This window comes from Microbacterium sp. KRD172, assembly GCF_017168295.1.
Classification (GTDB): Bacteria; Actinomycetota; Actinomycetes; order Actinomycetales; family Microbacteriaceae; genus Microbacterium; species Microbacterium profundi.
This window is the reverse complement of sequence record NZ_JABFAS010000002.1, coordinates 1,532,348-1,545,979: the sequence shown is the minus strand read 5'-3', so window position 1 is coordinate 1,545,979 and position 13,632 is coordinate 1,532,348. Positions and strand designations below refer to the sequence as shown.

Annotated in this window: 15 protein-coding genes; 5 read left to right on the top strand and 10 right to left on the bottom strand. The window is 66.0% G+C overall.

All coding sequences use genetic code 11. From position 1 onward, the window contains the following. Nucleotides 1-116: 116 nt before the first annotated feature. Both rplS and J1M43_RS07780 read right to left on the bottom strand, forming a co-directional pair. A complete protein-coding gene (rplS, locus tag J1M43_RS07785) occupies nt 117-461 on the bottom strand; it encodes a 50S ribosomal protein L19 (protein WP_033107360.1) in 345 nt (114 codons plus the stop codon). Nucleotides 462-627: 166 nt separating this feature from the next. Further along, nucleotides 628-1,134 (bottom strand): hypothetical protein, encoded by a 507-nt coding sequence (locus tag J1M43_RS07780; RefSeq protein WP_033107361.1) that lies wholly within the window; start codon nt 1,132-1,134, stop codon nt 628-630. Between the two features lie 116 nt (nt 1,135-1,250). On the opposite strand from J1M43_RS07780, the gene map reads away from it, so the two are divergent. Then, complete coding sequence (map, locus tag J1M43_RS07775) at nt 1,251-2,033, top strand: type I methionyl aminopeptidase (RefSeq protein ID WP_033107237.1); 783 nt, start codon at nt 1,251-1,253, stop codon at nt 2,031-2,033. 104 nt (nt 2,034-2,137) lie between these two features. On the opposite strand, the gene J1M43_RS07770 is transcribed toward map, so the two are convergent. Both J1M43_RS07770 and J1M43_RS07765 read right to left on the bottom strand, forming a co-directional pair. Beyond that, nucleotides 2,138-2,353 carry a hypothetical protein gene (locus J1M43_RS07770; RefSeq protein WP_206476424.1) on the bottom strand — a complete coding sequence of 72 codons (216 nt, stop codon included), beginning with the start codon at nt 2,351-2,353 and terminating at the stop codon, nt 2,138-2,140. Between the two features lie 37 nt (nt 2,354-2,390). After that, a complete protein-coding gene (locus tag J1M43_RS07765; protein WP_033107239.1) occupies nt 2,391-3,989 on the bottom strand; it encodes an ABC-F family ATP-binding cassette domain-containing protein in 1,599 nt (532 codons plus the stop codon). A 174-nt stretch (nt 3,990-4,163) separates the two neighbouring features. Between J1M43_RS07765 and J1M43_RS07760 the strand changes: the two genes are divergently transcribed. The 4 genes from J1M43_RS07760 (at nt 4,164) to J1M43_RS07745 (ending at nt 8,188) form a co-directional block, all read left to right on the top strand. Then, complete coding sequence (locus J1M43_RS07760; protein ID WP_052167057.1) at nt 4,164-4,829, top strand: DedA family protein; 666 nt, start codon at nt 4,164-4,166, stop codon at nt 4,827-4,829. Between the two features lie 5 nt (nt 4,830-4,834). After that, nucleotides 4,835-6,112, top strand: coding sequence for a sensor histidine kinase (locus J1M43_RS07755; protein ID WP_206476423.1), 1,278 nt, complete (start codon nt 4,835-4,837; stop codon nt 6,110-6,112). Beyond that, nucleotides 6,109-6,777 (top strand): response regulator transcription factor, encoded by a 669-nt coding sequence (locus tag J1M43_RS07750; protein WP_033107240.1) that lies wholly within the window; start codon nt 6,109-6,111, stop codon nt 6,775-6,777. The genes J1M43_RS07755 and J1M43_RS07750 overlap by 4 nt, the downstream gene beginning before the upstream one ends. 100 nt (nt 6,778-6,877) lie before the next feature. Next, complete coding sequence (locus J1M43_RS07745) at nt 6,878-8,188, top strand: acyltransferase (RefSeq protein ID WP_206476422.1); 1,311 nt, start codon at nt 6,878-6,880, stop codon at nt 8,186-8,188. A 24-nt stretch (nt 8,189-8,212) separates the two neighbouring features. On the opposite strand, the gene J1M43_RS07740 is transcribed toward J1M43_RS07745, so the two are convergent. From J1M43_RS07740 to sufB, 6 genes are read right to left on the bottom strand one after another with little or no spacing between them, the layout of a single operon-like run. After that, nucleotides 8,213-9,370: a MalY/PatB family protein gene (locus tag J1M43_RS07740; protein WP_033107241.1), complete on the bottom strand. Its 1,158-nt coding sequence runs from the start codon at nt 9,368-9,370 to the stop codon at nt 8,213-8,215. Nucleotides 9,371-9,377: 7 nt separating this feature from the next. Next, on the bottom strand, nt 9,378-9,707 hold the full coding sequence (locus tag J1M43_RS07735; RefSeq protein WP_033107242.1) for a metal-sulfur cluster assembly factor: 330 nt from the start codon (nt 9,705-9,707) through the stop codon (nt 9,378-9,380). A gap of 9 nt (nt 9,708-9,716) precedes the next feature. Beyond that, entirely contained in the window at nt 9,717-10,487 is a 771-nt protein-coding gene (gene sufC, locus J1M43_RS07730) for a Fe-S cluster assembly ATPase SufC (protein ID WP_033107243.1), read from the bottom strand. Further along, complete coding sequence (locus J1M43_RS07725; RefSeq protein ID WP_206476421.1) at nt 10,488-10,814, bottom strand: non-heme iron oxygenase ferredoxin subunit; 327 nt, start codon at nt 10,812-10,814, stop codon at nt 10,488-10,490. Next, nucleotides 10,811-12,031: a Fe-S cluster assembly protein SufD gene (sufD, locus tag J1M43_RS07720; RefSeq protein ID WP_206476420.1), complete on the bottom strand. Its 1,221-nt coding sequence runs from the start codon at nt 12,029-12,031 to the stop codon at nt 10,811-10,813. The genes J1M43_RS07725 and sufD overlap by 4 nt, the downstream gene beginning before the upstream one ends. Then, nucleotides 12,032-13,450, bottom strand: a complete 1,419-nt coding sequence (gene sufB / locus J1M43_RS07715; RefSeq protein ID WP_033107246.1) for a Fe-S cluster assembly protein SufB — start codon at nt 13,448-13,450, stop codon at nt 12,032-12,034. Between the last annotated feature and the right edge of the window lie 182 nt (nt 13,451-13,632).

The following is a 13,632-nucleotide window of genomic DNA, read 5'->3' as shown; positions in this document are numbered from 1 at the left end:
CCTTCAGGAGGGTCTTCGCACCGCGCTCTGACGGCACCATCTAGGTTCGCACACTCCGGGGTGAACGAAAGCACCCCGGGACGCTGTGTCCCGGGGTGCTCTGCGAAAAGCTGCGATCAGCCGCGCTTCTCCTTGATCTTGGCCTTCTTGCCGCGGAGTTCGCGGAGGTAGTAGAGCTTCGCGCGACGCACGTCACCGCGGGTGACGACCTCGATGTGGTCGATCACCGGGCTGTGCACCGGGAAGGTGCGCTCGACGCCCACCTGGAAGCTGATCTTGCGGACCGTGAAGGTCTCGCGCACGCCATCGCCCTGACGGCCGATGACGATGCCCTGGAAGACCTGGACACGGGAGCGGGTGCCCTCGGTGATGTTCACGTGCACCTTGACGGTGTCACCGGGGTTGAAGTCAGGAATGTCGGAACGGAGCGAAGCCGCGTCGACGGCATCCAGGATCTGCATGATCGTCTCTCTCTGCACTCGCCTCAGGTCGGATGCATGGGATGGAAGGATTACGAGAATGTGTGCTTGACGGCGCGTGATGCGACCGCGGGCTCCCCTGAGGCAGAGCCGGTAACGGCACAAAGATCCATTCTGCCATGGATCCGGCACGGCACCAAAACACGCATCAGCGCTCGGAGGCGGGCTTCTCCCGGATCACGAACACCTCGCTGTCGGCGGGCGCGCGACGGGGGCGTTCGGTCTCAGCCTCCGGCTGCGGAGCACCGACGGTGGGAATCGTGACGCGGATGCCCCCGCCCGCACCGCGCGCCTCGTTCCACAGCTGTCGCAGCGCGAGCCAGAACAGCCCCAGCGCCACCGCGATGGCGGCGGTCAGAAGCAGCGGGAACCACGTCTGCGGATAGCAGCCGACGGCGATCGTCAACGCGTGCCAGACACCGAAGCCCAGCACATCCCACCACGAGAGCATGCGGGTCTCGCGCACCGATGCACGGGCGCGCACCAGCAGAGTGAGGGCGAGCTGACCGATGAACACGGAGGGGATCGCGATGAACAGCACCCAGAGGAATGCCCACCCGCCGGCGTTGAAGATGCCCCAGCCGATCAGCAACCACAACGGCAGCACGACAGCCGCAGGCATGAGCCACCGATAGAACGCGCGTCGCAACCACATGCTGAGATCGTACGACGCTCTCCTGCGCGCACGGCGGGTGTTCGCTGTGAGCATGGACTGCGCGGATCGGACAGGCTGCGCGCATCGGGGAGAATGGAACAGACGAGAGGAACACCATGATCGAATTGCGCACCCCTGCCGAGATCGACGAGATGCGAGCGGCCGGACGATTCGTGGCCGAGGCCCTGGCGACGCTGCGCGATGAGACCAAGATCGGAACGAATCTGCTCTCGATCGATCGCCGCGCGCATGACATGATCCGCAAGCAGGGCGCCGAATCCTGCTACATCGACTACCACCCCTCGTTCGGTGCCAGCCCGTTCGGCAAGGTCATCTGCACCTCCATCAACGATGCAGTCCTGCACGGACTCCCCCACGACTACACGCTTCGCGACGGCGATCTCGTGACACTGGACTTCGCGGTCTCCGTGGACGGCTGGGTCGCCGACTCCGCCGTGTCATTCGTCGTCGGCACGCCGCGCGACGAGGATCTCCGCCTCATCGAGACCACCGAGCGGGCGCTGGATGCTGCGATCACCGCCGCCACGATCGGCAACCGCATCGGCGACATCTCCGCGGCGATCGCCGCGGTGTCGCACGGCGAAGGTTATTCCATCAACACCGACTTCGGCGGACACGGCGTCGGCCGTATCATGCACGGCGACCCGCACATCCCGAACGACGGCCGCGCCGGCCGCGGTTTCCCACTGCGCTCAGGTCTCGTGTTCGCCATCGAGCCGTGGCTGCTCGCCACCACCGACGAACTCGTGACAGACCCGGACGGCTGGACCCTGCGCAGCGTCGACGGCTCTCGCGGCGCCCACTCCGAGCACACGATCGCGGTCACCGAGGACGGTCCCATCATCCTCACCGACCGCTCGTTCCTCGGGGTGAACTGACTCCGAGCGGATGCTGTAGCCGAGGATCAGGTCGCGGTGTAGACGAATACGTCGGTCAGCATCGGGAGCTCGAACTGCTGTGGCAGGCGCGATCCCACGCGCAGTCAGGATCCGAGTGATTCCAGAGCAGGCCGCGCGTCCCGATCAGCGCGCGTGAAGAGCAGTCCGGTGAACTTGCCAGTGCCGGCTCCGAGGTCGAGCACCGTACTCACGCGCGACGGAAGGATCTCGCCTGCGGCGGCATCGGGGAACCCCGGCCGGAACCGGTCGCAGTCCTCGCCGATGTTCTCGAACGACTTCGCCAGCTGCTGCTTCTGCATGCCTCGACGCTAACAGTCACGCACAGCGCGCAGCGCGTTACGCGAGTTCGATCAGGTCCTGGTACTCCTGGCTCCAGATGTCCTCAACGCCGTCGGGCAGGATCAGCACGCGCTCGGGGTTGAGTGACTGCACCGCGCCAGGGTCGTGCGAGACCAGCACCACGGCGCCCTCGTAGTGCGCCAGAGCGTCGAGGATCTCCTCGCGCGATGCAGGGTCGAGGTTGTTCGTGGGTTCGTCGAGCAGCAGCAGATTCGCGGATGACACGACAAGGGTCGCCAGCGAGAGTCGAGTCTTCTCGCCACCGGAGAGGACTCCTGCGGGCTTCAGCACGTCGTCACCCGTGAACAGGAACGAGCCCAGTACGCGGCGCGCCTCCATCTCGGTGATGTGGGGCGCAGCCGACACCATGTTCTGCAGCACTGACCGCTCGACGTCGAGGTTCTCGTGCTCCTGCGCGTAGTAGCCGATCTTCACGCCGAAGCCGGGCTGCAACTCCCCCGTGTCCGGCTGGTCGACGCCGGCCAGCATTCGCAGCAGGGTCGTCTTGCCCGCACCGTTGAGTCCGAGCACGACGACCTTCGAACCGCGGTCGATCGCGAGGTCGACATCGGTGAAGATCTCCAGCGAACCGTAGGACTTCGACAGGCCCGTCGCCATCATCGGCGTCTTTCCGCAGGGTGCGGGCTTCGGGAAGCGCAGCTTGGCCACGCGGTCGACCTCGCGCACGTCATCCAGACCGGCCAGCATCTTCTCTGCACGCGCCACCATCTGATGCGCAGCGGCGGCCTTCGACGCCTTGGCTCCGAAGCGAGCGGCCTGCTGCTGCAGCGTCGTCGCCTTCTTCTCGACGTTCGCGCGTTCCTTCTTGCGGCGCTCCTCGTCGGCGACCCGCTGACGAAGGTAGTTCTTCCAGTTCATGTTGTAGATGTCGATGTTCTGCCGGTTCGCGTCCAGGTAGAACACCCGGTTGACCGTCTCGCCGACGAGTTCGACATCGTGACTGATCACGATCAGCCCGCCCTTGTAGTTCTTGAGGAACTCACGCAGCCACACGACGCTGTCGGCGTCGAGGTGGTTGGTCGGCTCATCGAGAATCATCGTCTGGGCATCGGAGAACAGGATGCGCGCGAGCTCGATGCGTCGGCGCTGACCACCGGAGAGGGTCGAGAGCGGCTGGTCGAGGATCCGGTCCGGCAGCGAGAGGTTGTTGGCGATGGAGGCCGCCTCCGCCTCGGCGGCGTATCCGCCGAGTCCCTCGAACTGCTCGGTGAGGTTGCCGAATCGGCGCATCGCCTTGTCCGCGACCTTCTGGTCGTCGGAGGCCATGTCCTCGGCGGCCTTGGTCATCCCGAGCTGGATCGTGCCGAGGCCACGTGCGTCGAGGATGCGCGTGCGTGCCAGCATCTCCGGGTCACCGGTGCGGGGGTCCTGCGGGAGATACCCGAGTTCGCCGGACTTAGTCACTTTGCCGTCCGAAGGAAGCAGGTCGCCCGCGAGCACCTTCGTCAGAGTGGTCTTGCCGGCGCCGTTGCGACCGACCAGACCGATCTTGTCGCCGTCGGAGACGCGGAACGACACGCCGTCCATGAGGAGGCGGGCGCCAACGCGAATCTCGAGGTCGTGCACGGCAAGCACAGCAATGGTCCGTTTCGTCAGGGTGGGAAGTTGACCGATGGGCCAGCCTCTCAGTATAGGTCGGCTCGTCTGTCAGGACGCCCACAGCAGCACGTACAAGACACCTCCGGAGTATGACGAAGTCGATACCTGAGGGTGATGTGAGCGTACCCGGCCGATACGTACGTTCTACGGGTGGACATCATCAACGACCTCATCCTCCAAGCCGCCGCCTCTCCGTGGCTCTACCTCGTGATGTTCGCGACTGCGGTGATCGACGGCTTCTTCCCGCCCATTCCGAGCGAGACCGTACTCGTCGCCGCAGCAGCCGTCGCGGCATCCACCGGCGAGACGAACATGCCGCTGCTGATCGCCGTCGCAGCCCTCGGTGCGATGATCGGCGACAACATCGCGTATGCGATCGGTCGGTCGGTCGGCACCACGAGATTCACTTGGATGCGCCGTCCCAAGGTCGCGGCCGCGTTCGAACGCGCACAGCGCACTCTCTCGCGCAGCGGCGCACCGCTCATCCTCGGTGCACGCTACATCCCGATCGGTCGGGTCGCGGTGAACATGTCGGCTGGCGCTCTCGGCTACTCGTGGCGACGCTTCCTGCCGCTCAGTGTGGTCGGCGGGATCATGTGGGCTGCGTACAGCGCCGGCATCGGCCTGCTTGCCGGCCGCTGGCTCGAGGATCAGCCGCTGCTCAGCGCGGTCTTCGGCGTAGCCTTCGCCCTGGTGCTGGGCTTCGCGATCGATCGGGTGGCAGCGGCGATCCGCCGACGCCGCACCGTTGTCGATTCCGGATCCGCCGCAGACGACGAGGTGCGCGCCGTCGAGCCCGCAGGGGTGACAGGATGACTCCCATGAAGGCCGCCCGACTCGAGAAGCGCGAGCTGAAACGCGACAGGAAGAACGACAAGCGCGAGCAGAAGGCGCGCGACAAGGCAGCTCGCCGTCCGCTCGACCGCCGCACCGTCATGATCGTGATCCTCTCGGCTGTCGCCGTGACGCTGTATTCGGTCGCCGTCCCCGTGCACGTCGCCCTGTACGCGAGCCCGGTGCCGGTCATGATGCTGCTCGCCGCCGTCGCGGTGGCTGCGGCCCTGGTCGGCGTCAAGTATCCGAACCTGGCGATCATCATGTTCACCGTCGCCGCAGTGCTGATCCCTCTCACGATCAGCAGAGACGCTGCAGTCCAGGCGCCTTGGCCGTGGTCGGTGCCGATGCTGATCACCTTCGCCGTCGCCGTCGCCGCTCTCACGTTCCAGCACGGGTGGCGCCATGGACTGATCATGCTGGGGTCGGGCACGGCATCAGGACTCGTGGCGTCGATCATGCTGCCGACCGTGCCGAGCGCGAACTCACTGATCGTCACGACTTCGGTCGTCGGCGGAATCTACCTGATCGCGGTGCTGCTGGCAGGAAGGCTCCGTCTGGGTGACGAGCTCACCCGTCAACGTGCGCACACCGCCGAAGAGCAGGCACGGCGCGAACTCGTCGAGGAACGCACCAGGATCGCCCGTGAACTGCACGATGTGGTCGCGCACAGCATGTCGGTGATCCAGGTGCAGGCCTCCACAGCGCGGTACCGACTGCCTGATCTTCCTGCCGATGTCGCCACCGAGTTCGACGATCTGGCGGCCACGGCCCGCTCCTCGCTCACCGAGATGCGGCGACTGCTCGGTGTCCTGCGCACGGAGGACCAATCCGCTGAGCTCACCCCGCAACAGGGGATCGGCGACATTCCGGCGCTCGTCGACAGCATCCGACGCGCCGGTGTCGACGTCGGGCTGGAACTCGTCACCGCCGACGTCACCGCGGCGCCGGGGAGTGTTCAGATCGCCGCCTTCCGCATCGTCCAGGAAGCACTGAGCAATGCCGTGCGGCACGCCCCAGGCTCCCGTGTCTCGGTGAGCGTCCGCACCGATGACACGACGATCCGCCTTCGCGTGCACAATTCGACCGCGACAGACGAGGCCGCCGGTTCGTCAGGCGCTGCGCAGTCCGCAGGGCACGGCCTTCGGGGCATGCGGGAACGGGTCGCCCTGGTCGACGGTACTCTTGAGGCCGGTCCGGGTGCGGACGGCGGCTGGACGGTTGCTGCTGTGCTTCCGTGGGTGTCGAAGCAGGAGAGCATGTGAGCATCGAAGTCCTCATCGCCGATGATCAGGCGATGGTGCGCGCCGGCTTCGCCGCGCTCCTCGACGCTCACGAGGGGATCACGGTCACCGGCCAGGCCTCGGATGGCGCTGAGGCCGTGGCGCTCGCAGCCAGGCTCGATCCTGACGTCATCCTGATGGACGTCCGGATGCCTGAACTCGACGGGATCGAGGCGACCAGGCGTATCCTCGGCCCCGGCTACCCCGCCGCCAAGGTGCCGCGCATCCTTATGCTCACCACGTTCGACATCGACGACTACGTCTACGACGCGCTGCAGGCCGGCGCCAGCGGGTTCCTGCTGAAGGACGCTCTGCCGGAAGAACTCGTGCACGCGGTGCGCGTGATCGCCGCGGGTGACGCGCTGCTGTCTCCGAGCGTCACCCGGCGGATGATCGCGCAGTTCGCGGCGCAGAAGCCGCGCACCACAGCATCCGGCAATCTGCTCGCCGAACTCACCGACCGCGAGCGAGAGGTCCTGGTCCTCATCGGACAGGGCCGCTCGAACAATGAGATCGCCGCGAACCTGTTCATCGCCGAGCAGACCGTGAAGACGCACGTCGGCAAGGTGCTCGCGAAGATCGGCGCGCGCGACCGCGTGCAGGCCGTGATCTTCGCCTACGACACCGGGCTCGCCGAACCAGCCTGAGAACTCCGTACTGCGGTAGGGGTCACGACGAACCCGCAGGTTGATGCGGCTCGACCCGCCGGATGAATAACCTCCTCGAACACCCACCGAGGAGGACTTCATGGCCATCGCAGAACCGCGATCGAGCAGCACCAGAGCGACACGCGACACCGGCATCGATCTCGTCCGAGCGCTGTGCGTGCTCGGAGTCGTCCTGCTGCACTCGATGATGGTGGGCGTCACAGTCACCGACTCCGGTCCTCTCTTCGCCAACGCCAGTGACGGATCCTGGTGGATCACTCCGCTGAGCTGGGTGCTGCAGGTCATGCCGCTGTTCTTCGTCATCGGCGGATTCGCCGGATACACATCGCTGCGGCGCGCGCAGCAGCGCGGCGGCACCGCGAAGGAGTTCGTGGCGGCTCGCATCCACCGGCTCGTCCTGCCGGCCGTCGTCACGATCGGCGTCGTCGGCATCGTGCTGACAGTGCTTCTCGCGAACGGGGTTCCTGCTGATCTCGTGGCGATCGCCGGTTATCGCTACGGGCAACCGCTCTGGTTCCTCGGTGTCTTCCTGCTGTGCCAGGCTCTGCTGCCGCTGTTCGCGGCCGCGCACCGACGCGCCCCGTGGATCACGGTCACTCTGATCGTCGCCGCGGCCGTGGCGGTGGATGCCGTGCGCAATGCGACTGGGATCGACGGCGTCGGCTTCGTGAACCTCGCGTTCGTCTGGCTCGCACTGCAGCAGCTCGGCTTCTTCTTCGCCGAGGGCCGGATCGACGCTCTCACCCGCCGCACACGGATCGTGATCGGAATCTCCGCCGTCGCCGCCCTGGTGACCACGTTCCTCACGGGCACCTACTCCCCCGACCTGATCGCGAACATCAACCCTCCCACTGCCTCTCTGCTGCTGGTCGGAGTCGCGCACACCATGCTGCTCTCGATCCTGCGCGATCGCGTCGCGTCGTGGAGCCGACTCCCCCTGCCCAGCAGGTTCCTCACTTTCGTCACCCCACGTGCGATGACGATCTATCTCTGGCACATGCCGGTGCTCCTCGCGATGGCCGGCGCATCTGCGGTGTTCGCCATGACGACCGGCATCGCTCTGCCCGAGCCCAGCAGCATCGAGTGGTGGATGACGAGGCCGCTGTGGCTCGTGACCGTGGTCGCCTTGACCGCGGGCATCGCCTTCCTGCTCGCCGGGATCGAGGCACGACGCATTCCCACGCCCACGCGTTCTGCAGGTCGGCTGGTCACCGCGAGTGCGGTGGGCACCGTCGCCATCGTCGGACTGCTGGTCGTCGGCACGACGCCTGTGACGGCATCGGTCGCGGTGGTGCTCCTCATCGCCTCACTGCGACTTGCCAGGCCGGGTCGCGGCGACTCGGCCTGGCAACTCGCAGCTCCGACACCACGGGCACGGGTTCAAGGGTGATGCAGAAGGCGTAGAGGGATGCCGTCACACGTCGCGAAGCGCGGCGATGCGGGTGACGGCCTCGGTGAGGATCTCGGGACTGGTGCCGAAGTTCAGGCGCGCGTGACCGGCGCCCTCTGCACCGAACGCGAGCCCGTAGTGCAGTGCGACCTTGGCCTCGCGGAGGATCCTTCTGGCAGGGTTGTCACCCCAGCCGAGCTCAGTCAGATCGATCCAGGCGAGATATCCGGCGTCCGGCATCCGATAGCGCGCACCGGAAAGGTGCTCGGCCAGCAGGGTCGCAAGCAGGCGGCGGTTCTCGTCGAGGGTGTCGAGCAGCCCGTCGAGCCATCCGTCGCTCTCCTCGCTGAACGCGGCGACGGCGGCGAGAAGACCGAACTGCCCCGTGCGCCACTCCACCTCGATCGGCAGGGAACGCACGACCCGCGTCGGACCATCGGATGCTGTGACGATCAGCGCGCACTTGAGGCCGGCGAGGTTGAACGCCTTGCTCGCACTGACCACTGCATAGCCGAACTCGCGCGCAGCATCCGAGATCGCGAGAAATGGCGTGAATCCGGCGTCCGGCTGGGCCAGAGGCGCATGGATCTCGTCGGAAACCACTGTCGCGCCGTGAGCAGCGGCCAACTCGGCGAGGGCTGTGAGCGAGGCCACGGAGTGCACAGTGCCGGTGGGGTTGTGCGGGCTGCAGAGCAGAATCGCGCGTGCGCCTTCTTCCAGCGCACTGCGGATGCCGTCGAGATCGATCTCCCATGCCGTACCGGTGTCGCGCAACGGCACCCGCTCGACGACCGCGCCGGCCTCTTCGACGAGGTCGTAGAACGGTGGATAGACCGGCGGCATCACGATCACGCGGTCACCCGGCGTCGTCACGCGTCGGAGGATCTCCACGATGCCCATGCTGACGTCTGCCGTCGACCGCATGCGCGCGGGATCCGGCGACCAGCCGAACCGACGTGTCGCGAATTCCGCGTAGGCGGCCGCGAGCGGTGTGCGCGAGGCGACGTAGCCGGTGTCGCCGGTCTCGACGGCGCGACTCAGCGCCCGCGTGATCGCCGGCGCCAGCGGAAAATCGGTCTCGGCGACGAACAACGGCAGCACATCGGCGGGATACTCCCGCCACTTCTCGCTGGTGCGCTCTCTGAGCTGCTGCAGAGGGAGTGCACGGACCTTCGTGCTCACGGCACCGTCAGATGGCGAAGCCGAGCGCGCGCATCATGTCGCGCCCGTCATCGGTGATCTTCTCCGGACCCCACGGCGGCATCCACACCCAGTTGATGCGGAACCGATCGACGACCGAGTCGAGCGCCTGCGCCGCCTGCTCCTCGAGCACATCGGTGAGCGGGCAGCCTGCGCTCGTCAGCGTCATGTGGATCACGAGGGCGTCGTTCTCGTCGTCCCAGGCGAGATCGTAGATGAGTCCGAGGTCGACGACGTTGATCCCGAGCTCGGGGTCCATCACGTCCTTGAGAGCCTCGGTGACCTCATCGAACTTCTCTGGAGCAAGAGTCGCGGTCATGCGATCAGCCTACGCCTCGATCGGGGCAGCGGGGTCGAGGAAACGGTCGTATCCCTCGTCCTCGAGCCGGTCGGCGAGCTCCGGGCCGCCCTCTTCCACGATCTTCCCCGCGACGATGACGTGCACGAAATCGGGGCGGATGTAGCGGAGGATGCGGGTGTAGTGCGTGATCAGCAGGACGCCGAGGCCCGTGGACTCCTTGGCGCGGTTGACGCCCTCGGAGACGATCTTCAGAGCATCGACGTCGAGGCCGGAGTCGGTCTCGTCGAGGATCGCGAACTTCGGTTTGAGCACCTCGAGCTGAAGGATCTCGTGGCGCTTCTTCTCGCCCCCGGAGAAGCCCTCGTTGACGTTGCGCTGCGCGAACTTCGGATCCATGCGCAGGTTCGCCATGGCGCCCTTGACGTCCTTGGTCCACGAGCGGATGGCTGGTGCTTCTCCGTCGAGCGCGGTCTTGGCCGTACGCAGGAAGTTCGTCACCGTGACGCCGGGGATCTCCACCGGGTACTGCATGGCGAGGAACAGGCCGGCACGGGCACGCTCATCGACGGTCATCGACAGCACGTCCGCGCCGTCGAATGTGATGGAACCGCCGGTGACGGTGTACTTGGGGTGACCGGCGATCGTGTACGCCAGGGTGGACTTGCCCGAGCCGTTGGGTCCCATGATGGCGTGCGTCTCACCCGTGTTCATCGTCAGGGTGATGCCGTTGAGGATCGGGGTGGTCCCGGCCTCGGTGTCGACCGTGACGTGCAGGTCGCGGATCTCGAGAACAGACATTCAGACTTCCTTAGTTACAGTCGGATCGATGAGCACGTCGTCGCCGTCGATCTGGACGACGTAGACCGGTACGGGCTCATATGCGGGGAGATTCTGGGGGATGCCGGTGCGCAGCGAGAATGCGGAGCCGTGAGCCCAGCATTCCAGCGTGTCGCCTTCGACGAAACCTTCGGACAGCGAGATCTCGCCGTGGGTGCAGGTGTCGCCGATGGCGTGCACCTCGCCCTCGGAGTCGAGCACGACCGCCATCGGAACGCCGTCGAGCTCCACCCGCAGCGGGGTGTCCTGCTCGAGTTCGCTCAGGCCGCAGGCGCGCTGTGCGCTCACTGGTTCACCGCCGCGAGTTCGGTTTCGATCGCGCTGAGCAGCTCCTCCTCGAGGGCAGGGATGCCGAGTCGCTGCACGACGTCGGTGAGGAAGCCCAGCACGACGAGGCGTCGTGCCTCTTCTTCCGTGATTCCTCGTGCCTGCAGGTAGAACAGCTGCTCATCGTCGAAACGACCCGTCGCGCTGGCGTGTCCTGCACCGAGGATGTCGCCGGTCTCGATCTCCAGGTTCGGGATCGAGTCGGCGCGAGCACCCTCTGTGAGCACCAGGTTGCGGTTCGCCTCGTAGGAGTCGGTGCCGGTGGCGTTCGCGCCGATCAGCACGTCGCCGATCCACACGCTGTGCGCGCTCTCGCCCTGCAGTGCGCCCTTGTAGAGCACGTCGCCCTTGGTGTGGGCGCCCTTGTGGTGCAGATAGACCTGGCTCTCCAGGTGCTGTCCGGCATCGGCGTACGAGAGGCCGTAGAGGTAGCCTTCGGATCCGTTGCCCGCGAGTTCGACGTTGGGGTTGACCCGGACGAGGCCGCCGCCGAAGCTGATGACGAAGTGCTTGAGCACAGCGTCGTTGTCGACGCGGGCCTGGTGAGATGCCGCGTGCACGGCGTCGTCGTCCCACCGCTGCACCGACACGACCGTCAGCCGGGATCCGGCACGAGCGATGATCTCGACGTTCTGCGCGTACTGCGCCGATCCGCGGTGGCGGAGGATCACTGTGGCGGAGCTGTGCTCGAGCGCCTCGATGACTATGTGGCCGTCAGCGCGCTTGTCGGCTCCGTGCCCGGTGATCGTGACGAGGATCGGTTCTGCGATCTCTTCGTCGCGAGGGACACGCACGTGCAGAGCCTCGGCCGAACCCTGCCAGGCGACTGCCGAGACGATGTCCTCGGAGAGGAAGTGCTCGCCGCGAGGCGCGGTGCCTGCGGACAGGGACTCCGCGATGTACTGCTCGCCCGTCGTGATCTCGTGGGACACGCCGTCGTTCTGCGCGGCGACGCTGAAGAGCCCGGAGAGACGGTCGACCGGAGTGTGCTTCCAGTTCACCTCTCGTCCGGTCGGCGTGCCGAACTCCTCCGGCTCGAATGAGCGCGGACGTGCAGATCGGGTCTGCACCGGGACGAATCCGGCAGCGGCCACCTGGGCTGCGGGGTCGATGTGCGCGCCCGCCTGGGGCGCGTTCGTGTGCTGCGCCTCGCTGGGCGCTGTCGTCGAGGCCGCCATTTAGCCGACCGATCCTTCCATGCCCATTTCGATGAGCTTGTTCAGTTCCATGGCGTATTCCATCGGCAGTTCGCGCGCGATCGGCTCGATGAAGCCGCGCACGATCATCGCCATCGCCTCGTCTTCCGGCATCCCTCGGGACTGGAGGTAGAAGAGCTGCTCTTCACTCACCTTCGAGACGGTCGCCTCATGGCCGAGCTGCACGTCGTCGACTCGGATGTCGATCGCCGGATATGTGTCGGAGCGGGATTTGGTGTCGACCAGCAGCGCGTCGCAGCGCACCGTGTTCGCGGAGTGATGGGCGTTGGCGTCGACTCGGACCTCACCGCGGTAGCCGGCACGGCCACCGCCGCGGGCGATCGACTTGGAGACGATCGAGGACTGGGTGTACGGCGCCATGTGGATCATCTTCGCGCCGGCGTCCTGGTGCTGGCCGGGACCGGCGAATGCGACCGAGAGCGTCTCGCCCTTGGCGTGCTCGCCCATCAGGTAGATCGACGGGTACTTCATCGTCACCTTGGAGCCGATGTTGCCGTCGACCCACTCCATGGTGGCGCCCTCATGGGCGACAGCACGCTTGGTCACGAGGTTGTAGACGTTGTTCGACCAGTTCTGGATCGTCGTGTAGCGAACGCGAGCATTCTTCTTCACGATGATCTCGACGACGGCGGAGTGCAGCGAGTCCGACTTGTAGATCGGAGCGGTGCAGCCCTCGATGTAGTGGATGTAGCTGTCTTCGTCCGCGATGATCAGGGTGCGCTCGAACTGGCCCATGTTCTCGGTGTTGATGCGGAAGTAGGCCTGCAGCGGGATCTCGACGTGCACGCCCTTGGGGACGTAGACGAAGGATCCGCCGGACCAGACGGCGGTGTTGAGGGCTGCGAACTTGTTGTCACCGGCCGGGATCACCGTTCCGAAGTACTCCTCGAAGAACTCCGGGTGCTCGCGCAGCGCGGTGTCGGTGTCCATGAAGATGACGCCCTGTGCTTCCAGGTCCTCGCGGATCTGGTGATACACCACTTCGGACTCGTACTGCGCCGCGACTCCGGCGACGAGTCGCTGACGCTCTGCCTCGGGGATGCCGAGCCGCTCATAGGTCTCTCGGATCTCGACGGGAAGGTCTTCCCAGGACTGCGCCTGCTTCTCCGTCGAGCGGACGAAGTATTTGATGTTGTCGAAGTCGATGTCGCTGAGATCTGCGCCCCACGTCGGCATCGGCTTGCGTCCGAACAGTGACAGACCCTTCATGCGGGTCTTCAGCATCCATTCGGGTTCGTTCTTCAGCGCGGAGATGCCGCGCACGACGTCCTCGGAGAGGCCGCGTTTCGCGATGGCTCCTGCGGCGTCTTCATCGTGCCAGCCGAACTCATACACCCCCAGACTTTCGAGTTCCGGGCGATCGATCAGCACATCCGACATCACACTCTCCTTGTCAGGCCTCAACGGTGTCATCCGCCCCGACACCTCCTGGCCCGTTCGAGTCGACGGGTGTGGGTGCCGCTGGTGGGCCTCATCACGGACGCATTCTTCGCGCCTAAACTGTTGGTGATGCACTCTGCGCTTTCCGCAGGCATCGCAACAATCCGATTCTACAGGTTCCC